Origin of the sequence: Ferdinandcohnia sp. FSL W7-1320, assembly GCF_038050315.1 — a bacterium.
GTDB classification, from domain to species: domain Bacteria; phylum Bacillota; class Bacilli; order Bacillales; family Bacillaceae_L; genus Ferdinandcohnia; species Ferdinandcohnia aciditolerans.
Genome location: NZ_JBBPAM010000001.1, coordinates 1,557,052 through 1,583,500 on the forward strand (window position 1 = coordinate 1,557,052; position 26,449 = coordinate 1,583,500).

At 37.5% G+C, this 26,449-nt stretch carries 24 protein-coding genes and 1 riboswitch; of the genes, 22 read left to right on the plus strand and 2 right to left on the minus strand.

Annotated features, from left to right (window positions below):
- Positions 1–39 precede the first annotated feature (39 nt).
- The 10 genes from NST91_RS07850 to NST91_RS07895 all read left to right on the plus strand — a co-directional run bounded on the left by NST91_RS07850 (position 40) and on the right by NST91_RS07895 (position 12,837).
- Positions 40–2,400, plus strand: a complete 2,361-nt coding sequence (locus tag NST91_RS07850; protein ID WP_341330681.1) for an endonuclease MutS2 — start codon at positions 40–42, stop codon at positions 2,398–2,400.
- Between the two features lie 40 nt (positions 2,401–2,440).
- Positions 2,441–2,860 carry a DUF350 domain-containing protein gene (locus NST91_RS07855; protein ID WP_341330682.1) on the plus strand — a complete coding sequence of 140 codons (420 nt, stop codon included), beginning with the start codon at positions 2,441–2,443 and terminating at the stop codon, positions 2,858–2,860.
- A 290-nt stretch (positions 2,861–3,150) separates the two neighbouring features.
- A complete protein-coding gene (locus NST91_RS07860) occupies positions 3,151–4,839 on the plus strand; it encodes a long-chain-fatty-acid--CoA ligase (RefSeq protein WP_341330683.1) in 1,689 nt (562 codons plus the stop codon).
- A gap of 201 nt (positions 4,840–5,040) precedes the next feature.
- Positions 5,041–5,631, plus strand: coding sequence for a fatty acid metabolism transcriptional regulator FadR (fadR, locus tag NST91_RS07865; RefSeq protein WP_121447651.1), 591 nt, complete (start codon positions 5,041–5,043; stop codon positions 5,629–5,631).
- Between the two features lie 309 nt (positions 5,632–5,940).
- Positions 5,941–6,714 (plus strand): enoyl-CoA hydratase, encoded by a 774-nt coding sequence (locus NST91_RS07870; protein WP_341330684.1) that lies wholly within the window; start codon positions 5,941–5,943, stop codon positions 6,712–6,714.
- Between the two features lie 64 nt (positions 6,715–6,778).
- Positions 6,779–7,555, plus strand: coding sequence for an electron transfer flavoprotein subunit beta/FixA family protein (locus tag NST91_RS07875; protein WP_341330685.1), 777 nt, complete (start codon positions 6,779–6,781; stop codon positions 7,553–7,555).
- Between the two features lie 65 nt (positions 7,556–7,620).
- Positions 7,621–8,598 (plus strand): electron transfer flavoprotein subunit alpha/FixB family protein, encoded by a 978-nt coding sequence (locus NST91_RS07880; protein WP_341330686.1) that lies wholly within the window; start codon positions 7,621–7,623, stop codon positions 8,596–8,598.
- Positions 8,599–8,999: 401 nt separating this feature from the next.
- Positions 9,000–9,314, plus strand: coding sequence for a thioredoxin (gene trxA, locus NST91_RS07885; protein ID WP_121447655.1), 315 nt, complete (start codon positions 9,000–9,002; stop codon positions 9,312–9,314).
- 174 nt (positions 9,315–9,488) lie between these two features.
- A complete protein-coding gene (uvrC, locus tag NST91_RS07890; protein ID WP_341330687.1) occupies positions 9,489–11,261 on the plus strand; it encodes an excinuclease ABC subunit UvrC in 1,773 nt (590 codons plus the stop codon).
- A 67-nt stretch (positions 11,262–11,328) separates the two neighbouring features.
- Positions 11,329–11,507, plus strand: a riboswitch (Lysine riboswitch).
- 85 nt (positions 11,508–11,592) lie between these two features.
- Positions 11,593–12,837 (plus strand): aspartate kinase, encoded by a 1,245-nt coding sequence (locus NST91_RS07895; RefSeq protein WP_341330688.1) that lies wholly within the window; start codon positions 11,593–11,595, stop codon positions 12,835–12,837.
- A 510-nt stretch (positions 12,838–13,347) separates the two neighbouring features.
- On the opposite strand, the gene NST91_RS07900 is transcribed toward NST91_RS07895, so the two are convergent.
- Positions 13,348–13,803, minus strand: coding sequence for a YslB family protein (locus NST91_RS07900; RefSeq protein ID WP_341330689.1), 456 nt, complete (start codon positions 13,801–13,803; stop codon positions 13,348–13,350).
- 392 nt (positions 13,804–14,195) lie between these two features.
- On the opposite strand from NST91_RS07900, the gene NST91_RS07905 reads away from it, so the two are divergent.
- From NST91_RS07905 to NST91_RS07940, 8 genes are all read left to right on the plus strand, one after another.
- Positions 14,196–14,804 carry a succinate dehydrogenase cytochrome b558 subunit gene (locus NST91_RS07905; RefSeq protein ID WP_341330690.1) on the plus strand — a complete coding sequence of 203 codons (609 nt, stop codon included), beginning with the start codon at positions 14,196–14,198 and terminating at the stop codon, positions 14,802–14,804.
- Positions 14,805–14,937: 133 nt separating this feature from the next.
- Positions 14,938–16,698, plus strand: a complete 1,761-nt coding sequence (sdhA, locus tag NST91_RS07910) for a succinate dehydrogenase flavoprotein subunit (RefSeq protein WP_341330691.1) — start codon at positions 14,938–14,940, stop codon at positions 16,696–16,698.
- A 1-nt stretch (position 16,699) separates the two neighbouring features.
- Entirely contained in the window at positions 16,700–17,458 is a 759-nt protein-coding gene (gene sdhB, locus NST91_RS07915; RefSeq protein WP_341330692.1) for a succinate dehydrogenase iron-sulfur subunit, read from the plus strand.
- Positions 17,459–17,617: 159 nt separating this feature from the next.
- Entirely contained in the window at positions 17,618–18,073 is a 456-nt protein-coding gene (locus NST91_RS07920) for an acyl-CoA thioesterase (RefSeq protein WP_341330693.1), read from the plus strand.
- A gap of 173 nt (positions 18,074–18,246) precedes the next feature.
- Positions 18,247–18,471 carry a spore germination transcription factor GerE gene (gerE, locus tag NST91_RS07925; protein ID WP_010678342.1) on the plus strand — a complete coding sequence of 75 codons (225 nt, stop codon included), beginning with the start codon at positions 18,247–18,249 and terminating at the stop codon, positions 18,469–18,471.
- 233 nt (positions 18,472–18,704) lie between these two features.
- Positions 18,705–19,163: a MarR family transcriptional regulator gene (locus tag NST91_RS07930; RefSeq protein ID WP_121447663.1), complete on the plus strand. Its 459-nt coding sequence runs from the start codon at positions 18,705–18,707 to the stop codon at positions 19,161–19,163.
- Positions 19,164–19,173: 10 nt separating this feature from the next.
- Positions 19,174–19,968: a glutamate racemase gene (gene racE, locus NST91_RS07935; protein WP_341330694.1), complete on the plus strand. Its 795-nt coding sequence runs from the start codon at positions 19,174–19,176 to the stop codon at positions 19,966–19,968.
- 458 nt (positions 19,969–20,426) lie between these two features.
- Entirely contained in the window at positions 20,427–21,596 is a 1,170-nt protein-coding gene (locus NST91_RS07940; RefSeq protein WP_341330668.1) for an IS256 family transposase, read from the plus strand.
- Positions 21,597–22,089: 493 nt separating this feature from the next.
- On the opposite strand, the gene NST91_RS07945 is transcribed toward NST91_RS07940, so the two are convergent.
- Entirely contained in the window at positions 22,090–23,007 is a 918-nt protein-coding gene (locus NST91_RS07945) for a nuclease-related domain-containing protein (RefSeq protein WP_341330695.1), read from the minus strand.
- 164 nt (positions 23,008–23,171) lie between these two features.
- On the opposite strand from NST91_RS07945, the gene NST91_RS07950 reads away from it, so the two are divergent.
- The 4 genes from NST91_RS07950 to NST91_RS07965 all read left to right on the plus strand — a co-directional run bounded on the left by NST91_RS07950 (position 23,172) and on the right by NST91_RS07965 (position 26,246).
- Positions 23,172–24,242, plus strand: a complete 1,071-nt coding sequence (locus NST91_RS07950; RefSeq protein WP_341330696.1) for a GerMN domain-containing protein — start codon at positions 23,172–23,174, stop codon at positions 24,240–24,242.
- A gap of 141 nt (positions 24,243–24,383) precedes the next feature.
- Positions 24,384–25,133 carry a ribonuclease PH gene (gene rph / locus NST91_RS07955; RefSeq protein ID WP_341330697.1) on the plus strand — a complete coding sequence of 250 codons (750 nt, stop codon included), beginning with the start codon at positions 24,384–24,386 and terminating at the stop codon, positions 25,131–25,133.
- A 1-nt stretch (position 25,134) separates the two neighbouring features.
- Positions 25,135–25,740: an XTP/dITP diphosphatase gene (locus NST91_RS07960; RefSeq protein ID WP_341330698.1), complete on the plus strand. Its 606-nt coding sequence runs from the start codon at positions 25,135–25,137 to the stop codon at positions 25,738–25,740.
- Positions 25,737–26,246 (plus strand): metallophosphoesterase family protein, encoded by a 510-nt coding sequence (locus NST91_RS07965; protein WP_341330699.1) that lies wholly within the window; start codon positions 25,737–25,739, stop codon positions 26,244–26,246. Before NST91_RS07960 ends, NST91_RS07965 begins: the two co-directional genes overlap by 4 nt.
- Positions 26,247–26,449: the final 203 nt, after the last annotated feature.

Sequence of the window (26,449 nt, forward strand, 5' to 3'; positions counted from 1 at the left end):
CCATATTAAAGTAGTGGGTAGCAAGAAGGGAGTAACAGCATGCAGCCACGAGTTTTAAAGGTTTTAGAATTTGGTAAAGTGAAAGAACTGCTAAAACAGCACGTCTCATCCTCATTAGGAAGAGAAAAAGTTGATCAAATGATTCCTTCTACGAATGTAGAGGAGGTTGTTTTTCTACAAGAGCAAACCGATGAAGCATCTAAGGTATTACGGTTAAAAGGAAATGTTCCTCTTGGGGGATTAACGGATATCCGAGCTGCGGTTAAGCGCGCAAGCATTGGCGGTGGCTTAAATACAATGGAGCTCTTAGACATTGCAGGCACTATCTATGCTGGTAGACAAATGAAGAAGTTTGTTGAAGGTATGATTGAGGACGCGATCGAAGTTGCAATCCTCGGTGAATTAGTTGAACGTATTACCCCCTTATTTGAACTAGAACAAAAAATAAAAAACTGTATTGATGATAATGGAGTTGTCATGGATGGAGCGAGTGACAAATTGCGTGGAATTCGCACCCAACTTCGTAGCAGTGAAGCGAGAATTAGGGAGAAGCTAGAACATATTATTCGTTCTTCTTCCGCTCAAAAAACACTTTCAGATGCAATCATTACAATTCGTAATGATCGTTACGTAATTCCCGTTAAACAGGAATACCGTGGGACTTACGGTGGAATCGTTCATGACCAATCCTCTTCAGGGGCTACATTGTTTATTGAACCACAATCAGTAGTTGACCTTAACAATGTATTACAGGAAGCTAGGGTTAGAGAAAAACAAGAAATTGACCGTATTTTACTAGAACTTTCAAATGCAGTAGCAGAAGAATATGAGCCACTCTATCAAAATGTAGACACGCTTGGGGAACTTGATTTTATGTTCACAAAAGCGAGCTACAGTAAAAAGGTAAAGGGGACAAAGCCGAAAATCAACGGGAATGGCTATGTGTTTATTAAAAAAGGTCGTCATCCTCTAATTGACCCACAAGAAGTAGTGCCAAATGATATTGAGCTTGGCAAAGACTACACTTCTATTGTGATCACTGGTCCAAATACAGGGGGAAAAACAGTCACATTAAAAACAATCGGGTTATTAACGATTATGGCTCAAGCGGGCCTACAAATACCGGCACAAGAAGAGTCAGAGATTGCTGTATTTGAATCGGTATACGCTGATATAGGTGATGAGCAATCTATTGAACAAAGCTTAAGTACGTTTTCTTCCCACATGGTTAACATTGTAGATATTTTAAAACAAGTTGACGAAAACAGTTTAGTTCTTTTCGATGAACTAGGAGCAGGAACTGACCCTCAAGAAGGGGCTGCCCTTGCTATTTCAATTCTTGATGAAGTGTATAGTAGAGGTGCAAGAGTTATTGCTACAACCCATTACCCAGAGTTAAAAGCGTATGGATACAACAGAGAAGGAGTAATCAATGCAAGTGTCGAATTTGATATCGAAACCTTAAGTCCAACATATAAGCTTTTAATCGGAGTTCCTGGACGAAGTAATGCATTTGAAATTTCAAAACGATTGGGGTTATCTGATAGCATTATTCACACTGCCAAAAATCATATTAGTTCTGAAACGAATACGGTCGAAAATATGATCGCCTCCTTGGAGAAAAGTAAAAAGGATGCTGAACAGGAGCTTGAGGAAGCTGAAGATATCCGAAGACAGGCAGAGAAACTTCATAAACAACTTCAAGAGCAAATCATTGAATTTAATGAACAACGTAACAAACTATATGAAAAAGCGGAACAAAAAGCAGCTGAAACAATCAAAAGTGCAACGAGCGAAGCAGAAGAAGTCATTCGAGATTTACGTAAAATGAAGCTTGAACAACAAACCCTTGTTAAGGAACATCAATTGATAGATGCGAAAAAGCGTTTGGAAAATGCAGTACCTCAACTTTCGAACAAGACGAATAAACAATCTGTTTCAACCAAAGCAAAAAGAAATTTCGTACCTGGTGATGAAGTAAAGGTAATTAGCTTAAACCAAAAGGGCCATTTAATCGATAAGGCAGGTAATAACGAATGGCAGGTTCAAATTGGGATCTTAAAAATGAAGGTTAAAGAAAAAGACCTCGAGTTTGTTAGCAGTCCGAAACCAGTAGAAACTAAGCCACTAGCGACAGTAAGGGGTAGAGATTATCACGTAAGTCTAGAATTAGACTTACGAGGTGAACGATACGAAAACGCTTTGGTTCGAGTGGAAAAATACATCGATGATGCTTTACTTGCAGGTTATCCACGTGTATCTATTATCCATGGAAAAGGAACAGGTGCTTTGCGTCAAGGAGTTCAAGAATACTTGAAAAATCACCGCTCCGTAAAATCTACAAGATTTGGGGAAGCCGGAGAAGGTGGAACAGGCGTTACAGTAGTAGAATTAAAATAAATTTGCAAAGAAATGTAATCTCTAACAGGGAGAGAAGATAATGGATCAATTTTGGGATAATGAATTTGTGTTAACGGCTGCTAATTACAGTGTTGTTATTCTGTGTTTAGTTCTGTTTATGGCCATATTTGAATTGGTCACCAAATACAAAAATTGGGAAGAAATCCAAAAAGGAAATCTCTCAGTCGCAATGGCAACCGGAGGGAAAATTTTCGGGATTGCAAATATATTCCGCTATTCCATCCAAAACCACGATACATTATTTGTCATGATTGGCTGGGGAGTATTTGGATTCTTCCTTCTTCTAATTGGCTATTTTATTTTTGAATTCTTAACCCCGAAATTCGACATAGATGTTGAAATACAACAAGATAATCGCGCAGTAGGATTTATATCCATGATTATATCGGTGGGACTCTCTTATGTAATCGGCGCAGGGATTGGAAATGGTGGTTTTTAATATGGAAAAGCTAGCTAAAATACTGTTAGTTGTAAGTGGAGTATTTGTTATTGTTGGGATCCTTTATTTAGTGTTATAAGATAATGAGCTGTTGGGAATTAACCAACAGCCTTTTTTATTTGTCATTTGGTAATTTGTCGTAAAACGACATAAACTTCCGCAACAATTCATGAATCTAATTGTCACCGAATATTCTATATAATATAATGAATATAAATGGTTTGAAAATTCAAACTGGTCTTTGGATACGTCTTCGTATTCTTTAGAATGATTTAAAGGGAGGTTATTAGATGGAGTTAGAAAGGCCGTGGTTAGCAAATTATCCTGAGGAAATTCCGCATCAGCTCGAGTATGAAAACATCCCGATTCAAGCATATTTGAAAAGAACTGCTAGTGAATTTCCTCAAAAAATCGCTGTTCATTTTCAAGGAAAAGAATTAACTTTTTCACAAGTGTATGAAGAATCTTTAAAACTTGCAAACTATTTAGTGTCTCAAGGCATCAAAAAAGGTGACCGAGTTGCCATTATGTTGCCAAACTGCCCACAAGGTGTAATTGCTTATTATGGTGTCCTGTTTTCAGGTGCAATCGTGGTACAAACAAATCCATTGTATACAGAAAGAGAACTAGAATATCATTTAAAGGATTCAGGTTCAAAAGCGATTATTACATTAGATATTCTTTTTCCACGTGTCTCAAAAGTGAAAGCGCTAACAGAACTTGAACATGTTATTGTAACCGAAATTAAAGACTATCTCCCATTCCCAAAAAATTTGATTTATCCTTTTATCCAAAAGAAACAATATGGTATTGTAGTCAAAGTGGAACATGAAGGAACAAATCATTTACTAAGGGAAATCATAAACACATCTGAAGCTAAAGAAATCGATATTGACATTGACCCAGTAGAAGACCTTGCCTTGTTACAATATACAGGTGGAACAACAGGATTTCCAAAAGGAGTAATGCTAACACATCGAAATTTAGTTGCTAATACGATAATGTGTTCAAAATGGATGTATAAATGTAATAAAGGAGAAGAATCCATTTTAGCCATTCTGCCATTTTTCCATGTGTACGGAATGACAACCGTATTAAACTTATCCATTATGATGGCTGCAAAAATGATCCTTATGCCGAAATTCAACGCAGGAGATACACTAAAAACGATTCATAAACAGAAGCCAACCCTGTTTCCAGGTGCACCAACTATGTACATTGGTCTGTTGAATCATCCTGACCTAATGAAATATGATTTATCTTCGATTGAGTCTTGTATAAGTGGTTCGGCGGCTTTGCCACTTGAAGTACAAGAACAATTTGAAAAAGTGACTGGTGGAAAGCTTGTAGAAGGATATGGTTTATCGGAAGCTTCCCCTGTAACACATGCTAATTTAATTTGGGGACATCGCGTGAATGGAAGTATTGGATTACCATGGCCGGATACAGATGCTACGGTGCTTTCAATGGAAACAGGTGAACCTGCAGATATAGGGGAAATTGGAGAAATCGTCGTAAAAGGTCCTCAAGTTATGAAAGGATATTGGAATAAGCCTGAAGAAACTGAAAATACATTACGTGATGGTTGGTTACTAACAGGAGACTTAGGCTACATGGATGAAGATGGATATTTCTATGTGGTGGACCGCAAAAAAGATATGATAATTGCTGGCGGATTTAATGTTTATCCCAGAGAAATTGAGGAAGTATTGTTTGAACATGAAAAAGTACAAGAGGCTGTCGTCGCAGGGATTCCAGACCCGTATCGTGGGGAAACAGTTAAGGCTTATGTCGTCTTAAAAGATGGCCAACAACTCACAGAGGAAGAGCTTGATAAACATTGTCGAAAACATTTAGCAGCATATAAAGTTCCAAGAGTATATGAATTTAGAAAAGAATTACCGAAGACCATTGTAGGCAAAGTTTTGCGCAGGGTATTAGTTGAAGAGGAAAAGGAAAAACTAACAAAAATTAATTAAGCAAAGTAGGATCGATCAGCTCTAAATACATCATTAGCGTTAACATCAGTGAGGAGCCATGATATGAGCCTGTGGCTCTTTTTCTTTACCTTAATAGAGCAAATGAGAAATTAAGAAGATAATCTTGACAGTATATTGATTAGGTTTTATTATAGAAATATGAATGACTATTCATTCATTTTTCTGAAAGGACGTAAGAACTTGAAAAATACAAAACCAAAATATAAGCAAATCATAGACGCAGCGGTAGTTGTTATCGCGGAGAATGGGTATCATCAATCTCAAGTCTCAAGAATTGCTAAGCAAGCAGGCGTGGCAGACGGAACAATATATCTATATTTTAAAAACAAAGAAGATATTCTTGTATCTTTATTCCACGAAAAAATGGGCGAATTTATTGAAAAAATTGAAGCTGAAATAGCAGGAAAATCGAGTGCGGCAGAGAAGTTATTAACATTGGTAGAAAAACATTTCGAACTTTTAGCAGCTGATCATCATCTTGCAACCGTAACTCAGCTTGAATTAAGACAATCAAATAAAGAATTACGTCATCGGATTAATGAAGTACTTAAAGGGTATTTAGGAACCATCGATTCCATCATTCAATTTGGGAAAGAAAATGGTGAGTTTAATCCAGCCCTGGATGTCCGTTTAGCAAGACAGATGATATTCGGCTCAATCGATGAAACTGCAACCACTTGGGTCATGAACGAACAAAAATATGACTTGCCATCCTTGGCAAAAGAAGTCCATGCTCTATTAGTAAATGGTTGTGGATTGACACACATCTAGTAATTCTTAACTTTATTCAGCGGGTTTCTCATAACATTTTAAGTGGTAGCATAGTGTAAAAGGGTAAACAATCTAATTGAGGAGTCAAACCTTGGCTGAATAAAGTTAAAAGCCTCCGGCGGATGCCACGATTTTTCAAACGAAACTTTTCGAGCAATAAAATAAGTTTAAAGACTAAGAACAACGCCACATCCTGTGGCAACGTCTTAATGACCCACTTCCTGTGGACCTAAAAATCGGGCTCAAATACGCCGAGGCGCATTTGATTGAGGTGTGTTACATACATATTCTTAATTAGGAGGGATGCAGATGGAGTTTTTTAAAGTAAAGATTGCTGAGTACATTGCTACTATTAGCATTAATCGACCTCCAGCGAACGCATTATCAACTGCTGTTTTGAAAGAGCTTACAAGTTTACTAGATGACATTGAGAAGGATGATAATGTAAGAGTTCTAGTAATCCATGGGGAAGGTCGCTTTTTCTCTGCAGGGGCTGATATAAAAGAGTTTACAACCATAAACTCTGGTGAAGAATTTTCAAATCTTGCAAGACAAGGGCAATCTCTATTCGAAAGAATGGAACGATTCCCAAAACCTATTATAGCTAGTATTCACGGTGCTGCCTTAGGTGGCGGTCTTGAACTGGCAATGGCTTGCCATTTCCGCCTCGTTAGCAATAAGGCAAAACTCGGGTTACCTGAGCTACAGCTTGGACTAATCCCTGGATTTGCTGGGACAGCACGCTTGCCTCGATATGTTGGTGTTGCTAAAGCTGCTCAAATGCTTTGGACAAGTGACCCAATTAGCGGTGATGAGGCTGTACAGTGCGGATTAGCAAATCAAGCTTTCCCGGAAGAAAATCTTCACGAAGAAACAATGACAATTGCTAGGAAGATCGCTCAAAAAAGCCCTTTATCTATACAAGCGACCATTGAATTATTAAATTCAATGAAAAATGAACAATATATAGAAACTGTCAAAAGAGAAGCGGTTTTATTTGGAGAAATGTTCATTTCAGAGGATGGACAAGAAGGAATATCAGCCTTCATAGAAAAACGTTCGCCGACATTTAAAGGGAAATAATACTAGATTTGAAGAAAATTAATAGTTTACAAGAAATTGCACAATACCTTTAGGAGGGAAACTCATGAACATCTTTGTTATTTTGAAAAGGACATTTGATACTGAAGAAAAAATTGTAGTAAGCAATGGACAAATCAGTGAAGATGGGGCTGAATTTATTATTAACCCTTATGATGAATATGCGGTTGAAGAAGCAATCCAACTCCGTGATGCGCATGGTGGCGAAGTAACTGTTGTCACAGTTGCCACAACTGATGAAGCTGATAAAGAGTTACGCACCGCTTTAGCAATGGGTGCTGATAAAGCAGTTTTGATTAATACAGAAGATGACCTAGAAGAAGGAGACCAGTTCACAACTGCAAAAATTTTGGCTGAATACCTAAAAGATAAAGAAGCCGATATTATTTTAGGCGGAAATGTTGCAATTGATGGTGGTTCAGGTCAAGTTGGCCCGCGTGTAGCAGAAATTCTAGATATTCCTTATGTAACGACAATTACAAAACTTGATATCGATGGTTCTACAGTAACAGTAGTAAGAGACGTTGAGGGTGACTCTGAAGTTATTGAAACGACTTTACCATTACTTGTTACATGTCAACAAGGGTTGAATGAACCACGCTATCCATCTTTACCTGGAATTATGAAAGCGAAGAAAAAGCCGCTTGATGAGCTTGAGTTAGATGATCTAGATTTGGAAGAAGATGATGTACAAGCAAAAACAAAAACAATTGAAATCTATCTTCCACCAAAAAAAGAGGCTGGACGTGTACTTGAAGGCGATTTAGAAGATCAGGTAAAAGAGTTAGTTTCACTCCTTCATAACGAAGCTAAGGTGGTATAAGTTTTCGGGTAATCTTGTATGCGATTTCAAAATTTTACTAAGGCGAATCTAGGGGGTTACGCATAATGTCAAGAAAAGTAGTAGTTCTAGGAGAAACACGTGATGGTGCTTTACGAAACGTATCTTTTGAAGCAATTGCAGCGGGTAAAATTGTAGCAGAAGGCGGCGAGGTTGTAGCCGTGTTAGTTGGTGAATCTGTAGGTGCGCTAACAAATGATTTAATTCATTACGGAGCAGACCGAGTTGTAACGGTTGAAGATGCAAAATTAGCATCATATACACCAGACGGCTTCTCGCAAGCCATTCTTGCAGCAATTGATGCTGAGTCACCAGAAGCTTTAGTTTTTGGTCACACATCATTAGGTAAAGACCTTTCACCTAAAATTGCGAGTAAATTGAATTCTGGTCTAATCTCAGACGTAACAGCAATTGAGGCTGCAGGTGGAAATATTGTCTTTACTCGTCCAATCTATTCAGGAAAAGCATTTGAAAAGAAAATTGTGACAGATGGTTTAATCTTTGCAACCGTACGTCCTAACAATATTACACCACTTGAAAAAGACGAATCACGAACTGGTGAAGTTTCATCACTATCTGTTGAAATTAAAGATTTACGAACAATTGTAAAAGAAGTTGTGCGTAAGGCAACTGAAGGTGTAGATTTATCCGAAGCGAAAGTTGTAATTGCAGGTGGCCGTGGGGTAAAGAGTGCAGATGGTTTTGAACCATTAAAAGAATTAGCGAATGTTCTTGGTGGTGCTGTAGGTGCATCGCGTGGAGCATGTGATGCTGATTATTGTGACTACTCTCTACAAATTGGTCAAACAGGTAAGGTTGTTACGCCAGACCTATATATTGCTTGTGGGATCTCAGGAGCAATCCAGCACTTAGCAGGAATGTCTAACTCGAAAGTAATCGTAGCCATCAACAAAGACCCTGAAGCAAACATCTTCAAGGTTGCAGACTATGGAATCGTTGGTGACTTATTTGATGTAGTTCCAATGCTTACTGAAGAGTTCAAAAAACTAAAAGTAAATGCATAATAGGTTGTCAAATTAATTTATAGAGATTTTTCCATTTTACCTTTGAAAAATTTATGGTATACTAATCAAGCGATGAGCTGAATTGCATAAGTCGAGTTGACACGCCTTTTGGCAAGGCACTATGTGGAGTGCTGTCCTCGCCGCAATACGCAAAAAGACGTCCTTCTGGACGTCTTTTTTTATATGCTACATTTAAAATAATGTCTATAACCTCTATTAATTTACATACATAACAGCTTAAAAAGTTGGGGAAGATGACTATGTATGAAGTACAGTGTTTAATCTTATCATTTCTAAATTAGTTAACTGTTTTTTTTGAAGCAAAACATTCGTAAAATGACATCTCAGATGGTATACTCTTGGTAGAATTTCAATGTTGTTACTTATTAGGAGGGGTTAAAATGGCTATTACAAATGTAACAGACCAAAATTTCGATTCAGAAACAAAAGATGGATTAGTACTTGCAGACTTCTGGGCACCTTGGTGCGGACCATGTAAAATGATTGCTCCAGTACTAGAAGAATTAGACACTGAGATTGGTGACAAAGTGAAAATCGTGAAACTCGATGTAGATGAAAACCAAGAAACTGCAGCGAAGTTTGGCGTAATGAGCATCCCAACTTTACTTGTAATTAAAAACGGTGAAGTTGTAGATAAAGTAGTCGGTTACCAACCAAAAGAAGCTCTTGCTGACAGACTTGCAAACCACTATTAATCCAAATTTTAAACAGCCTTAATAGGCTGTTTTTTTTGTTTGAACTCATTTCTAAGTGACTTCCTATTTTTACTCGTACAACTTCTTCGTAAAAATGTTACAATATAAGATACGTCAAAATAAAAGAAAAGATTACTTAGACGAATTGATTTTATAGTAGATGGAGTGATTACTATGCACGATCATCTTAAGGAAAAATTATCGATTTTACCAGACCAGCCTGGTTGTTACTTAATGAAAGACAGGCAAGGTACTGTAATATATGTGGGTAAAGCGAAAGTGTTGAAAAACCGTGTTCGATCTTATTTTACAGGGTCACACGATGGTAAAACCTTAAGGCTTGTCAATGAGATTGAGGACTTTGAATATATTGTAACTTCTTCAAATATTGAAGCACTTCTTCTTGAGATCAATCTTATTAAAAAATATGATCCAAAATACAATATCATGTTAAAGGATGACAAGACGTATCCTTTTATCAAAATTACTGCTGAAAAACATCCACGCTTATTGATTACTCGAAAAGTAAAAAAGGATAAGGGAAAATATTTTGGACCATATCCTAATGTACAAGCAGCAACTGAAACAAAAAAACTATTAGACCGGATATATCCTTTAAGAAAATGTTCAACATTACCAGATAAGGTTTGTTTATATTATCATATCGGTCAATGTCTAGCCCCTTGTGTCAATGATGTTACCGATGAAACCAATAAAAAAATGGTAGACGATATTATCCGCTTTTTAAATGGTGGATATAAAGAAATCAAAGGCGAGTTGACTGAAAAAATGTTAAAGGCCTCTGAAGAACTCGATTTTGAGAGAGCAAAAGAATACCGTGACCAAATCTCAAATATTGAAACGACAATGGAAAAGCAAAAGATGACAATGACAGACTTTATTGATCGTGATGTATTTGGTTATTCCTATGATAAGGGGTGGATGTGTGTTCAAGTCTTTTTTATCCGTCAAGGAAAATTAATAGAGCGGGATGTTTCTTTATTTCCTTTTTATAACGAGCCTGAACAAGACTTCTTAACCTACCTTGGTCAATTTTATTTAAAAGATAATCATTTTAAACCAAAGGAAGTGTTGCTTCCTAGTTCGATAGACCGTCACATTGTTGAGCAATTATTAGAAGTAGCTGTTCAACAGCCTAGTAGAGGGAAGAAAAAACAATTAATTGACCTAGCTACTAAAAATGCAAAAATTGCGCTAAAGGAAAAATTCGCTTTAATTGAACGAGATGAAGAACGTACAATTAAGGCTGTTGAAAATTTAGGACAGAAGTTAGGGATTTATACACCTCATCGAATCGAAGCATTTGATAATTCAAATATTCAAGGAACAGATCCTGTTTCTGCCATGATTGTGTTTACTGATGGAAAACCTGACAAAAAAGAATATCGAAAGTACAAAATTAAGTCAGTTCAAGGTCCGGATGATTATGAATCGATGAGGGAGGTTGTTCGGAGGAGATATAGCCGTGCATTAAAAGAGAACCTTCCATTGCCAGATTTAATCATTATTGACGGAGGTAAAGGTCATCTTGCTGCAGTAAGGGATATTCTTGAAAATGAATTAGGTTTAGAAATTCCACTAGCAGGACTTGCAAAGGATGATAAACACAGAACGTCCGAGCTCTTAATTGGAGACCCACCTGAGATTGTAGAACTACCTAGAAATAGTCAGGAATTTTATCTTCTACAACGAATTCAAGATGAGGTTCACCGTTTTGCGATTACCTTCCATCGTCAAATCCGTGGAAAAAACGCATTTCAATCTGTGCTCGACGATATTCCTGGAGTTGGGGAAAAACGTAAAAAAGCACTATTAAAGCACTTTGGTTCTATCAAGAAGTTGAGAGAAGCAAGTGTTGAGGATATCCTAAAAGCTAATATTCCTAGACCAACAGCTGAAGCAATTTACGAAAAATTAAAAGAATAGTCGTTGCTATTATAAAAATAGTCTGATATAATGCTTAATAATATAATATTACACTTCAATACGTTGAAGTGAAGATAGAGGTGCGATCTTTATCAGTATGCAATTGGAGGGGTATGAGCCCTAATGATCATTGCAAAAAGGAAAGTTCGCCGAAGTGTAAAAAGGCTCATACTTTTTTATGCTGGTCTTATGTTTAAGAGACATAGGATTGTCAAGATGGATGAATCTTGGAGGGCTATCTCACGAAGTGACACGTAGTACGTTTACGTATATCACAGCAATGAGAATCTCTCATTGCTGTTTTTTATTATTCTAAGAGAGGGTTGAGGGCATGGGGATCATCGTTCAAAAGTTTGGAGGCACCTCTGTTGGGTCACCAGATAGAATTAAAAATGTTGCAAGTCGAGTTATTCAAGAGGTGCAAGCGGGAAATCAAGTTGTCGTTGTTGTTTCGGCAATGGGGAAGACAACCGATCAGCTAGTAAGCTTAGCTAATGAAATTACAAGCGCGCCAAGTAAGCGCGAGATGGATATGTTGTTAAGTACAGGTGAACAAGTAACAATTGCATTATTATCTATGGCTTTACAAGAAAAAGGGTATGAATCCGTTTCGTATACAGGCTGGCAGGCTGGTATTGAAACAGAGGCAATACATAGCAATGCCCGAATTGAAAACATTGAGGTATCAAGAGTATATAAAAGCTTAAAAGAAGGAAAAATCGTTGTCGTTGCTGGATTCCAAGGAGTCAGCAGTTCAGGCGACATTACTACTCTTGGTCGTGGAGGTTCCGATACAACTGCTGTCGCACTTGCAGCGGCGTTAAAGGCGGATAAATGTGACATCTACACAGATGTAACAGGTGTATACACAACTGATCCTCGCGTAGTTCCAACTGCACGAAAACTTCATTCCATTTCTTATGATGAAATGCTGGAGCTTGCAAATCTTGGTGCTGGAGTACTTCACCCACGTGCAGTGGAATTTGCGAAAAACTTCGAATTGCCGCTTGAAGTTCGTTCAAGCTTAGAGCTAGAAAATGGAACCATTATTGAGGAGGAAGTTTCAATGGAAAAGAATCTTGTTGTTAGGGGAATTGCTTTTGAAGACCAAATTACAAGGGTAACAGTATCAGGTTTACCAAATGAATTGCATACACTATCAACTATATTTGGCACACTAGCAAAAAATGGTTTAAATGTAGATATCATTATTCAAAATATGACAGATCATAATCATACAAATATTTCATTCTCTGTAAAAACACCTGATTTACGTGACACACTTGCTGTTTTAGAAAATAACAAGGATTTATTGAAATATGAAAGTATCGAACATGAGGATGGATTAGCAAAGGTTTCAATTGTAGGTTCTGGAATGGTTTCAAACCCAGGTGTAGCCGCTGATATGTTCCAAGTGCTTGCAAATGAAAATATTGAAGTGAAAATGGTAAGTACATCTGAAATTAAAGTATCTACAGTTCTTGAACAAGGCAATATGGTTCGAGCAGTTGAATCTTTGCATGACTCATTTAATTTAGCTGCTGTTGAAGAAGAAAGAGCGAAAGTAAAACTATAATTTTAGTTAAATGGGTGGTTCAAAGGAATTTGGACACCCTTTTTTTTAAATAGAAGGCTCTTTTCTAAAAAAGATTATTGCTTTCTGATAATAAAGGCAAAACTAGTTGATTAGAGCGTAAGGTGGGGACTCCTTGAAAATGTATTCACAATTTCTTCGTGCGTGGGTTATTTCAAAGAAGCAAATTCAATGTCCAGCGGGAAAAGCGTGAGACTTGAGACCCCGCAGGAGCGGTAGCGACGTGTCCAGTTTCAGCGGCTAGAAACTGAGAAATTTCAACTCCTCCCTCAGAGGCAAAATACGCCTCTTTGTCGGAGTCTCCGACGCACAGGACGTGGCGCTTTAGTCGGCCAATTTTCTCGTTTCTGTGCAAGCCGCCTCCACATTTCGTTGAGGAGGCTCAAGCCACGCCCGCGAAAAGCGTCCACCTGAAGCGGAAGTCAACGATATAAAAACAACAAAGTTTGCGAAAACAGCCTAATAAAAAATCTGCACGAAATGTGCAGGCTTTTATTCTTCGGTGATGTCTTTTGGGTCCCATTTTACCGTGAATATTATTTTTTGTGCTCTTCTTTTTTGTTGTTCAAAGCTTTCGGTGATTCGATTTTTCTGTTGTTGAATTTGTTGGGCAAGAAAGCCAGATTCAAGCTGGAATGTACAAATATCTTTCCGTTTAAAGCGAGTAGTTACGATCGAACCCTCCAAATGAAATTCAATGGAGTTTTTATCCAAACGTTCTACCTTAAGGTCTCCCCATCCAGCATCGTGAAAGAATGAAATGATTTCTTCCGTCGTAGGTAAGGGGAATTTTCGGGCAAGATTTTTTCCAGCCCAATATAATATCTGTGGCGTTTCTTTCCCGAGAATATCAGGAATTAAAATTTCTCGTAATAGTTCGTACCCAAATACGGGAACAGACTGTTCACTTGTATTTACATTTTGTTCATTGATGTTAACGTTCTTCACTGCATTCCCCTCTTTCTCCATTCTTTATTATATAACATGAGGGTATAAGAAAAACATGAATTTTTTTGTTTCTTTTTGTCAGGGAGAATTGATTTTTATTTCGTATGACTACAATCATATGTGTACAATTATTATTATTTTTATGAATAAATTGTGGACTTGTTTCCTTGACGCTCTTGCTTTATGGGAGTAAAATGAATTTGTTACATTATACTGATAAAAGAAAATCAGTTGCAGTATTTGTCTATTTATCTACAATAAATAAATTTGTAGATTCCTGCAAAGGTTTTCAGTTGTCAGTTTTTATATCGTCCTTTTACATAATTATACAGGATGAAACATTATAACGGAGTGCCATGTGGGCACGTTTAATTACTAAGGGGGGTTAAAGTATGGCTGGTAATCGTGAATTTTTAAATCGCAGACTTCATTCATTATTAGGTGTAATTCCTGTAGGTTTATTTTTAGTGATGCATTTAGTTGTGAATAATTTTGCGACAAGAGGAGAAGAGGTTTATAACGGTGCTACTCACTTTATGGAAAGTCTTCCGTTTAAACTTTTCTTAGAAATTTTTGTTATTTATTTACCATTATTATTTCATGCAATTTACGGTCTCTATATTGCCTTTACAGCAAAAAACAATGTGAGCAATTATAGCTTTTTCCGTAACTGGATGTTCGCACTACAACGTGTGTCCGGTATAATTACTCTAATTTTTGTTGCATGGCATGTATGGGAAACAAGAATTGCCGCAGCTCTTGGTGCGGAAGTTAATTTTAATATGATGGAGAATATCTTGAGTTCACCTTGGATGATTACATTCTACCTAGTTGGGATAATCTCTACCATCTTCCACTTTGCTAATGGTCTTTGGTCATTTGCAGTAAGTTGGGGATTAACGGTAACTCCTCGTTCTCAAAAAATTGCAACATATGTAACAATGATTATTTTTATAGCGTTAACATACGTAGGTGTGTCTACAATCCTTGCATTCGTTTAATTTTTCAAAGAAAATTTTCAAGTAAGCTCGATAAAATCGGGCGCAAATATGTCAATGCGTAATTGATCTTTTAAAATTTGACCGTTCACTAGTATGACATTTGAACGATCTCTTTATTGGGGAGTGAGTAACTTTGAGTAAAGGAAAAGTTATCGTAGTTGGTGGTGGACTAGCTGGGTTAATGGCTACCATCAAGGCTGCTGAAGAAGGAACACAAGTTGATTTATTTTCACTCGTACCTGTAAAACGATCTCACTCTGTTTGTGCACAAGGTGGGATAAACGGTGCAGTTAATACAAAAGGTGAAGGGGATTCTCCGTGGATCCACTTTGATGATACAGTATATGGTGGAGACTTCTTAGCTAACCAAAAGCCAGTTAAGGCGATGTGTGAAGCAGCACCTGGAATTATTCACTTAATGGACCGTATGGGTGTTATGTTTAACCGTACACCAGAAGGTTTACTTGATTTCCGTCGTTTCGGGGGAACTCAACACCATCGTACTGCATTCGCTGGTGCAACAACTGGTCAACAATTGCTTTATGCATTAGATGAGCAAGTTCGACGTCACGAAGTAGCAGGATTAGTTACAAAATACGAAGGTTGGGAATTCTTAGGAATTATCCAAGATGACGAAGGAATTTGTCGTGGTGTCGTAGCGCAAAATCTTCAATCAATGGAAATTAAATCATTCCCTGCTGATGCTGTTATTATGGCATCTGGAGGCCCTGGAATTATTTTTGGTAAAACTACAAACTCAGTTATCAACACTGGATCTGCTGCATCAATCGTGTACCAACAAGGTGCATATTATGCGAACGGTGAATTTATCCAAATCCACCCAACAGCAATTCCTGGAGACGACAAACTTCGTCTAATGAGTGAATCCGCTCGTGGTGAAGGTGGACGAGTATGGACATATAAAGATGGAAAGCCTTGGTACTTCTTAGAAGAGAAATATCCTGCATACGGAAACTTAGTTCCTCGTGATATTGCAACACGTGAAATTTTCCATGTATGTGTAGATATGAAACTAGGTATCAATGGTGAAAACATGGTTTATCTAGATCTTTCTCATAAAGATCCAAAAGAACTTGATATTAAATTAGGTGGAATTATTGAGATCTATGAAAAATTCATGGGTGATGATCCACGTAAAGTTCCAATGAAAATCTTCCCTGCAGTTCACTACTCAATGGGTGGATTATGGGTTGATGATCATCAACAAACGAATATCCCTGGATTATTTGCTGCAGGAGAGTGTGATTTTTCACAGCACGGAGCAAACCGCTTAGGTGCTAACTCCCTATTATCAGCTATTTACGGTGGTATGGTTGCTGGTCCAAACGCAGTTAATTACATCAAGGGACTTAAAAAAGGTACAGATTCCATTTCTTCAACTGTTTTCGATAACCATGTAAAACAAGAGCAAGAAAAATGGGATAACATCATGTCAATGGATGGTACTGAAAATGCATACATCCTTCACAAAGAACTTGGTGAGTGGATGACAGATAACGTAACAGTTGTTCGTTACAATGACAAGCTATTAAAGACTGATGAAAAGATTCAAGAGCTTATGGAACGTTACAAAAACATCAACATCAATGACACATCTAAATGGAGCAACCAAGGTGCTACATTTACTCGTCAATTACAAAATATGCTACAACTAGCACGTGTAATTACAATTGGTGCATATAACCGTAACGAGAGCCGTGGAGCACACTATAAACCTGATTTCCCTGATCGTAATGATGAGGACTTCTTAAAAACTACGATGGCTAAATTTACTGGGAAGGATACTGCGCCTGCATTCCATTATGAAGACGTAGATACTTCATTAATCGCACCTCGTAAACGTGACTATACTAAGAATAAGGAGGCAAAGTAAGATGAGTGAAAAAACAGTTGAATTTCATGTAACTCGTCAGGATACTCCAGATTCTGAACCATATGTAATTAAATTCAAGGTTCCTTACCGTAAAAATATGAACGTAATTTCTGCATTAATGGAATTCCGTCGTAATCCGGTAGATATAAATGGAAATCAAGTTGCTCCAATTACTTGGGATATGAACTGTTTGGAAGAGGTTTGTGGTGCATGTTCAATGGTTATCAACGGTAAACCTCGCCAATCATGTTCAGCACTTATTGACCAGCTTGAACAACCAATTAAACTTGAACCAATGAAGACATTCCCTATCGTTCGTGACCTACAAATTGACCGTAGTAGAATGTTTGATTCATTGAAAAAAGTAAAAGCTTGGATTCCAATCGATGGAACATACGACTTGGGCCCTGGACCTCGTATGCCAGAGAAAAAGCGTCAATGGGCATATGAATTATCAAAATGCATGACATGTGGTGTTTGTCTTGAAGCATGTCCAAATGTTAACAGCAAATCTGATTTCATTGGTCCAGCACCATTATCACAAGTACGTTTATTCAACGCACATCCAACTGGTGAAATGAATAAAGCTGAACGTTTAGAAACAATTATGGGAGATGGAGGCCTTGCAAACTGCGGTAACTCACAAAACTGTGTACAGTCTTGTCCAAAAGGTATTCCACTCACTACTTCAATTGCAGCACTAAACAGAGATACATCTATCCAAGCATTCAGAAATATGTTTGGTAGTGACCAAGTCTAATAGAAATATTGAAAGCACTCCCTCATGTCATATGGAGGGGTGCTTTTTTTACGAAGAGTTTTTAGAAGTATACCTCTTAATCAGGCATAAAATTTCCCCATTAGAATAACGCACCACTTAACTGCAATTTGAATAATCTTTTGTAAGGGAGCTATTGGAATGAAGCATATTACGTATATCGATGAATTTGAGTCTTGGGAGAATACATTTGAATTTTTTCAACCAATTCAGGTACGCTTTTCCGAAACAGATATGTTTGGACATTTAAACAACACAGTCCCCTTTGCTTACTTTGAGGAAGCAAGAATTCAATATTTTAACCATGTAGGGTTTATGCAAAGGTGGACTGACAAATCCAGCGACACAATCCCGGTAGTTGCAAACCAACAATGTGATTATTTGAAACAAGTCTATTTCGGAGAACAGCTTAAACTTTATGTAAAAATAAATCAATTAGGCAATTCCTCAATGGATATCCATTATATGGCTAAAGATAAGGAAGGAGCCGTTTGTTTTGTCGGCAGAAGTACGCTTGTTCAAATGTCAAAGCAAACGGGAAAAGGAGAGCCTTGGTCTGAAGAGATGAAACAAATGTTAAATCCAATTAACCTATAATATATGAGTCAAATTAATCAAAAATACCAATACATCTAAAAATAGACGCAAAAAAGTCTACATATCGGCCTTTTAACAGTCACAGCAACACTCTCCTTCTCATATTATATGGTGACTAAATATATACCCATCCAGTAGTTCAGCTCGAACCTTAGCAAGGAGGGTTACAATACTTGAAGGAGAAAGAGTTTCAACCAAAACCGCTACTAACAAAAAGAGAGAGAGAAGTTTTTGAATTACTAGTTCAAGACAAAACAACGAAAGATATCGCAAGTGAACTATTCATAAGCGAAAAAACAGTTCGTAACCACATATCGAATGCGATGCAGAAGCTGGGAGTAAAGGGGCGTTCTCAAGCAGTTGTAGAGCTCCTTCGTATGGGAGAACTTGAACTTTAAGTATGACCGGCTACCCTTTACTCTTGTAAGGTAGCCGGTTACTTATTTAGTGCATTTTACATATTTCCTAAATAACTTCAACTTGCTTTTTACGCGAAAAAAGTAGAAAATAAGAATAATATAGATTTTTTTCTTAAGCGATACGTCTTTACATTTTGCATACAATGAAGCAACTGTAATAGAAGAAAAATCGGTTGGATTTTACCACTAACATTTTACTAGGAGAGGATGTAATGACTGTTAAGGAGAGCAATGAAACAAAAGACTACCAAGTAATCGCAGATATCGAAAAATCACTTCGTTTTATCTCGGGCTTACTTAAACAAAAGGGCCGAGAAATCCTAAGTAACTTTACAATTACAACACCCCAATTTATAGCTCTTCAATGGTTACTTGAACTTGGAGACATGACAATTGGTGAATTATCAAATAAAATGTACTTAGCATGCAGCACGACGACAGATCTTGTAGATCGCATGGAAAAAAATTCGCTAGTAATGCGCGTAAAAGATCCAAAAGATCGTCGTGTCGTTCGAATTCATTTACTTGAAGAAGGTGAACGTATTATCGAAGAGGTAATCAAGAAAAGACAAGATTACCTACATGAAATCATGGAAAACTTCTCTGCTGAAGAAGTTACCCAACTCGAAAAGAGTCTTAGAAAATTACATCAAGAAATGCGAGTAGAATGAGGCGAATCTTTTGAACAGACCAATCGGAGTTATCGATTCAGGGGTTGGCGGTTTAACCGTTGCTCGGGAAATAATTAGACAATTACCAAATGAAGAAATTATATATTTAGGTGATAATGCCAGGTGTCCATATGGACCAAGACCTATAGACGAAGTTCGTCAGTTTACATGGGAGCTGACGAACTATTTATTGTCACATAAAATTAAAATGCTTGTCATAGCATGCAATACGGCGACTGCGCTCGTGTTGGATGAAATTCAAGCTGAACTTTCAATTCCAGTAATCGGTGTCGTTTACCCAGGAGCAAGAACCGCCCTAAAGGTTACAAAAAATAATTATGTAGGAGTTATCGGCACTGTCAACACGATCGAAAGTGGTGCCTATGTTGACGCTCTAAAATCAATCAACAATCAAATCAATGTCGAAAGTCTCGCGTGCCCACGATTTGTTCCAATCGTCGAAGCAGGAGAATTCGCTGGTCCCCATGCCGAACAAATTGTGGCCGAATCCCTAGAGGTCTTAAGGGGGAAAGAAATCGACACCTTGATTCTTGGTTGTACCCATTATCCATTACTTCATAAAACCATTCAGAACTATTTGGGAAATGGAATCAAACTAATTGATTCAGGCGCAGAGACAGCCCGTGAAGTGAGTACCGTGCTATTCTATAGTGGACTACTGAACAAAAAAACGTCAAAAAATGGCCACCTGTTCCTCACAACAGGGGAAAAAGAAATCTTCCAACAAATCGCCAGCAACTGGTTTGAAGAACCAGTGTATAATGTGAAATCGGTGAAATTGTAGGAGTAGAGAAAAAAGTCCCGGATGGGGCTTTTTTTGTTTCATAAAAATAAGGAGATGTACTGGATTTTATTTTAATGTGAAGATATTGAAGGTAGTTTCGGGAACAAAAAATATTAGAGGTTAATCATACCCTCTGGCAGAGGTCATCGTCCAAGTGAGGGTACGCAAAGAGGATAATCGTACCCTCAGGCAAAGGTTCGCGACCGAGTGAGGGTACGCAAAGAGGATAATCGTACCCTCACGCAAAGATCATCGTCCAAGTGAGGGTAAGCAAAGAGGATAATCGTACCCTCAGACAAAGGTCATCGTCCAAGTGGGGGGAAGCAAAGAGGTTAATCATACCCTCACGCAAAGGTCATCGGATTAAGTCCATATAATTGTGTAAAAAGAAAAAGAGTCAAATCAATTCCATTTGGCCACAATGTTATCAGCGACGAAAACATTAGGAGGAATTAATTTTGACTCAACTTCAGTTTACCCTAAATTTGGACAATTTAAAAGATGCTGTTATGAACTCTAATATCGAAGCGGTTACTAAAGCTTCCATAGTCTTAGTACTGAATGAAATAATGGAAAAAGAACGTGATGAACACTTACAAGCAAAAGCTTATGAACGAACAGTTACTCGTCGAGATTACCGAAATGGTTATTATGAACGTGATTTACTATTATCTAACGGACGAATTACTTTGCGTGTTCCTCGTACACGTGAAGGTGACTTTTCTCCATCTATATTTGAAAAGTATGAACGAAGCGACCAAGCTTTTGTTCTTTCTATGTTAGAGATGGTTATTAATGGGGTATCTACTGGAAATGTTACGAAGGTTGTAAAGCAACTCTGTGGAGAAAATGTATCGAAATCCTTTGTGTCATCACTTACAAAGAAACTTGAACCAATCGTTAATCAATGGGCAAATCGACCATTAAACGTCATGTACTATCCGTATATTTTTGCAGATGCCATGTACATAAAGGTTCGTGAACATCACCGTGTTGTTTCAAAAGCAGTTTATATTGCTACTGCTATTAATGAAAAAGATCAAAGAGAAGTTATTGGTCTAAAAGTAGATCATGTAGAAAGTTTTGATGCTTGGCAAAGCTTTTTCAAGGATTTAAAGTCACGCGGGTTACAATCACCTAAGCTAGTTATATCAGATGCTCATGAAGGGTTAAAAAAGGCTATACAACGTGAATTTATTGGAACCTCATGGCAAAGATGTACTGTACATTTCAAGCGTAATATAATAGGTGATCTTCCAAAAAAAGATATGGCACAGGTAATCTTTGATTTAAAAAGAATATTCAGTGCTATGACTAGAGAAGATGCTTGCGCGTTTAAAGAAGATTTTATTAAGAACTATCGAGATAATTCTAAACTAAAAAAAGCAATACAAATCTTAGAAGAAGGCTTCGAAGATGCCATCCAATACCTAAATGAACCATGTTCATACCACACTTATATACACAGTACAAATTCATTGGAGCGGTTGAACCAGGAAGTCCGGCGAAGAGAAAGAGTAATAAGAATTTTCCCTCACACTCAATCTGCCTTTCGCTTAATTGGAGCCATATTAATGGATTATCAAGAAAAGCAAGTTATGAAAAAGCTGCCAATCAAAAAAAGATAGTACGCGAAGCGAGCGAAATTTGTATGGGTAGGAAGGGGGTACCCCCTTCCTACCCATACAAATTAATTTCTTAACACAAGTAAATCTAATAACCTGATAATTATTGTTAGCCATAGAATTAATTTTACACAAAATTATGGACTTGACTGGTCATCGTCTAAGTGAGGGTAAGCAAAGAGGATAATCGTACCCTCACACAAAGTCCATCGTCCAAGTGGGGGTAAGCAAAGAGGATAATCGTACCCTCACGCAAAGGTCATCGTCCAAGTGAGGGTAAGCAAAGGGGATAATCGTACCCTCACGCAAAGGTCATCGTCTAAGTGAGGGTAAGCAAAGAGGTTAATCGTATCATCACACAAAGGTCCGCTACTAAGTGTGGTAAGTAAAATCTTAAATACCTTTAAGCATAATCAAAAAACGAATAAGTGTAAGAAAAGAAAATTTAATAATGAAAGTCAATCCCATCCAACAAAATTATTATTAATAATAGAAACTAAAGCTTCACATAAAAAGACGATCTTCCAAACTGGATTAGTTTGTACCTTTTTGAAAGTATTTTTCTTATTGTCTTTTTGCTTTTAATTACCTGACACCAATCAAATATTGTACTAACCGTAATCTTCATATGAGGAAAAAGATGCTCGAATTCTTCAATACATCTAATAATAGCAGTTTCCTTATCTTCCCATTTGTTGCATTTAGGACATTTTAATTTATGTTGATTCCCAATCTCCATAAACCCATTCCAACACTCTCCACACAAAATCCCTTTTTCTAACTCATCAAAATCATACGCTGGTAGCAATGAGAAAGGGGACTTTTTTATATGTATCGAAAGCAACTTTTTTGCTAACGTATGATGTGTATCATAGATTTTGGACGATTGTGCATTTAAAGAGCGTACAAAACGATTAAGTTGAGGCTGAAATACAATCGGTAGATTTGGTGGAGCTTCGTACAGATAAAATTCTGGATTTATAAAAATGAGGTGGCCTTCGACGGTGAGGTTGGAACCGAGTTGTTGGAGCAATTGTCTAAGTAGAGAGGTACTTCGGGATAGCTGTAGAAGGGGATTTTTGATCTCTTTTCCAGTTGATAAGCTTTTCCATTGGTCTCCTTTTACTATGAAATCGCCTTCAAAGTTCTTTACTTCGAATATGTGAATCTTGGGTGGGGAAATAAGTAGTGAATCAATTTGATAATGAGCTCTGTTTGTTTCTAGAAGCAAGTCATTGATGGTGAGGGAGTCAAGTGAAAGACTTTCCATACGCTGGTCAAATATAGTTTCCCCAATGAAGCCTTTTTCGAGCGTAATGATTTGATGCTCGATTTTTTCAGGGACTTTCTTTCTTGCTCGATTAGACTTTAGGAGCTGTAATTCAAGAGGTACGGTACGTTTTTTAATAATCAAACACAACACTTCCTTTCGATAAATCTAAATCTTACCCCTTTATTTTACATTTTGTTTCCTTCTAAAATCAAAACATTTTGTCCATATTTTTCAACAAAAAGCGGTCTAATTTGTATAGAGGGCTCGTATACATAGTAGTACAAACTGCCTTAGGAGGGAAAAGAATGCGTAAAATAACTAAATCTGCAATAGCTGCAACAGTTGTTACTTCTACAGTTCTACTTTCAGGATGCGGCTTATTTGGTGGAGAGGAAGAAGTTAAACAAATGGATCCACCTAAAAACGAAGCGGTGGATGAGACAGTAGCAAAAGGGGATAACTCAGAAACTGATGCTACTGAGGCTACTGACCAAGAGGAAGCTACAACTGAAACAGTAAAACGAGACCTGTATCTGATTGATAATAGTGGTCTTGTAGTACCATATACTGTAGATCTTCCGAAGACAGATGCTGCGGCAAGACAAGTGCTTGAATACCTGGTAGCGGGTGGACCTTTAAATGAAATTCTTCCAGATGGATTTAGAGCGGTTATTCCACAAGATACGGTTGTGGATGTGAAATTGGAGGATGGCACAATTACAGCTGACTTCTCGAAGGAATTTGGCACATATAATCCTGAGGATGAAGCAAAAATCTTACAAGCCATTACTTGGACATTAACCCAATTTGATAATGTCAATAACGTTGTAATTAGCGTAAATGGATATAAATTAGATGAAATGCCTGTTAATAGTACACCAATTCCAACGGATTTAAGTAGAGCGGATGGAATTAACATTGATAACAGCGGTGTAGTAGATATTACAAATAGCCGCCCTGTGACACTCTATTTCTATGTGCAAAATGAAGACGCGGAATATTATGTGCCTGTAACGAAGCGAATTGAAAATACAGGGGATGACAAAGTTTCAGCAGTGGTTAATGCACTAATTGACGGACCAAATTTGTCATCGAATTTAATAAGCGAAATTCATCAAGATGTAAAACTACTAGGTGCGAGATTGGAAGATGGCAAAGTTACTTTAGATTTTAATGAAGCTATCTTTGGTAGCTTTAACGAGAAGATGATCTCTAAGCATGTTATTAACTCTTTAGTATTATCTTTAACGGAGCAGCCTGATGTAAAGAGTGTTGCTATCACGGTAAATGGAAATGAAGATGTTGTTACGGAAGATGGGAAATCCCTAACTAAACCAGTAACACGTCCAGCAAATGTGAATACAGGTAGTTTCTAAAAAGAGTAGGGGTGTGGACTATGTTCACACCTTTTTCCTATGGAAGACGATAGAAAAACAAAATTTTGCTATACTATATAAAGGATAGTAGGTAGGCAGTGTTTAGCCTACTTTTAAGGATGGACAGGGGGTTTTTAGTTTTTGAGAGTTGATGGACGAGTACATAATCAGATAAGGCCGATTCAGTTTGAAGTGAATTATATCAAGCACCCCGAGGGGTCGGTATTAATTACGATTGGGGATACAAAGGTTATTTGTAATGCGAGTATTGATGATAGGGTGCCTCCTTTTATAAGGGGGTCTGGTAAGGGGTGGATTACAGCGGAATATTCTATGCTTCCAAGAGCAACTGAGCAGCGGAATATGAGAGAGTCCACTAAAGGAAAAATCTCTGGACGAACGATGGAAATTCAGCGTTTAATTGGGCGTGCATTAAGATCAGTGGTTAATCTTGAACAGCTCGGTGAAAAAACAATATGGATTGATTGTGACGTTATTCAAGCGGATGGTGGTACAAGGACTGCTTCGATAACGGGTGCTTTTGTAGCGATGGTCCTTGCTGTACATAAAATCTATAAAGATAAAAAAATGGGTGTATTTCCAATCACAGACTATTTAGCAGCTATTTCAGTGGGAATTGATCCTGAAAAAGGGGCAATCCTTGATTTAAATTACATAGAAGACTCGGCTGCAAATGTTGATATGAATGTTGTGATGACAGGAGCGGGGGAGTATGTTGAGCTTCAAGGAACGGGAGAAGAATCCACCTTTTCAAGACAGCAGTTACAAACATTATTAGAATTAGCCGAAATAGGGATTACTGAGTTGATTCAGGCCCAGAGAGCTGCATTAGGAGATTTAGTAGACTTAATTGGAAAGAAGGAGTCTTAACGTGAAGGAAATAATGATTGCTACTAAAAATAAAGGAAAAGTAAAGGAATTTAGGGATTTATTTGCAAGCAAAGGAATAGACGTAAAATCACTGGTCGACTATCCTAATATAGAGGATATAGAAGAAACGGGCACTACATTTGCAGAAAATGCTCAAATAAAAGCAGAAGCTATTACTAAAAAGCTCCACATACCTGTTATAGCAGATGATTCTGGACTTGCTATTGACTATCTTGATGGCAGACCGGGCGTCTATTCAGCAAGATATGCTGGTGAGCATAAAAATGATGTGGATAATCTTAATAAAGTATTAGAAGAATTAAAAGGAGTTCCCGATGAAAAAAGATCGGCTAGATTCCATTGTGCACTAGCTTTGGCAATTCCTGGAGAAAAAACGGAAATTGTAGAGGGGACCTGTGAGGGTGTTATTACAGATAAGCCTGTTGGGGAAAATGGATTCGGCTATGACCCAATCTTTTTTGTGCCTGTTAAGGGCAAAACAATGGCTGAATTATCAAAAGATGAGAAAAACCTTATCAGCCATCGTGGGAATGCACTTAGAAAGCTAGACGAGCTTTTAAAAGATCGTGAGGAGTTTCAAAGATGAAGGTATTAATTTTGAGTGACAGCCATGGATTAACAAAGGAATTACTCGACATTAAGGAGAGGCATAAGAATGATGTTGAGTTTATGTTCCATCTCGGGGATTCTGAGTTGTCATCTCAATCAGAAGAAATGAGTGGATTTTCAGTAGTCAGAGGAAATTGTGATTTTGACTCTAACTATCCGAACGATATGATTGTTCTTTTAAATGGGCTAAAGGTATACTTGACACATGGTCATTTGTATAATGTAAAGATGTCATTAATGAATTTATCCTATCGTGCTAGAGAAGTCGGCGCATCTATTGTTTGCTTCGGACATTCACATATTGCAGGAACTGAATTAATTGATGGTGTTTTATTTATTAATCCAGGTAGTTTCCGATTGCCAAGAATGCGCAAAGAAAGAACATATGTAATAGTAGAGGTTGATAATAATCAAGCTGATGTTGTCTTTTATGATAGTGAAGGAAATATTGTTGAGGAGTTATCAACCAAGGTAAACTTATGATACAATAGCGTAGGGAGTAAAAAAATACTCCCTTTTAAAACTTTTTCTTCAAAATGTGTTGACATCTGATTCCTATCTGACTATAATAAAAAATGTCGCTAATAACTTAGCGGAAAAATTTAAAATGTCCCAGTAGCTCAGCAGGATAGAGCAACGGCCTTCAAGAAAATAGGAGCCTCTATAAGGAAAGAAGAACTTATAGA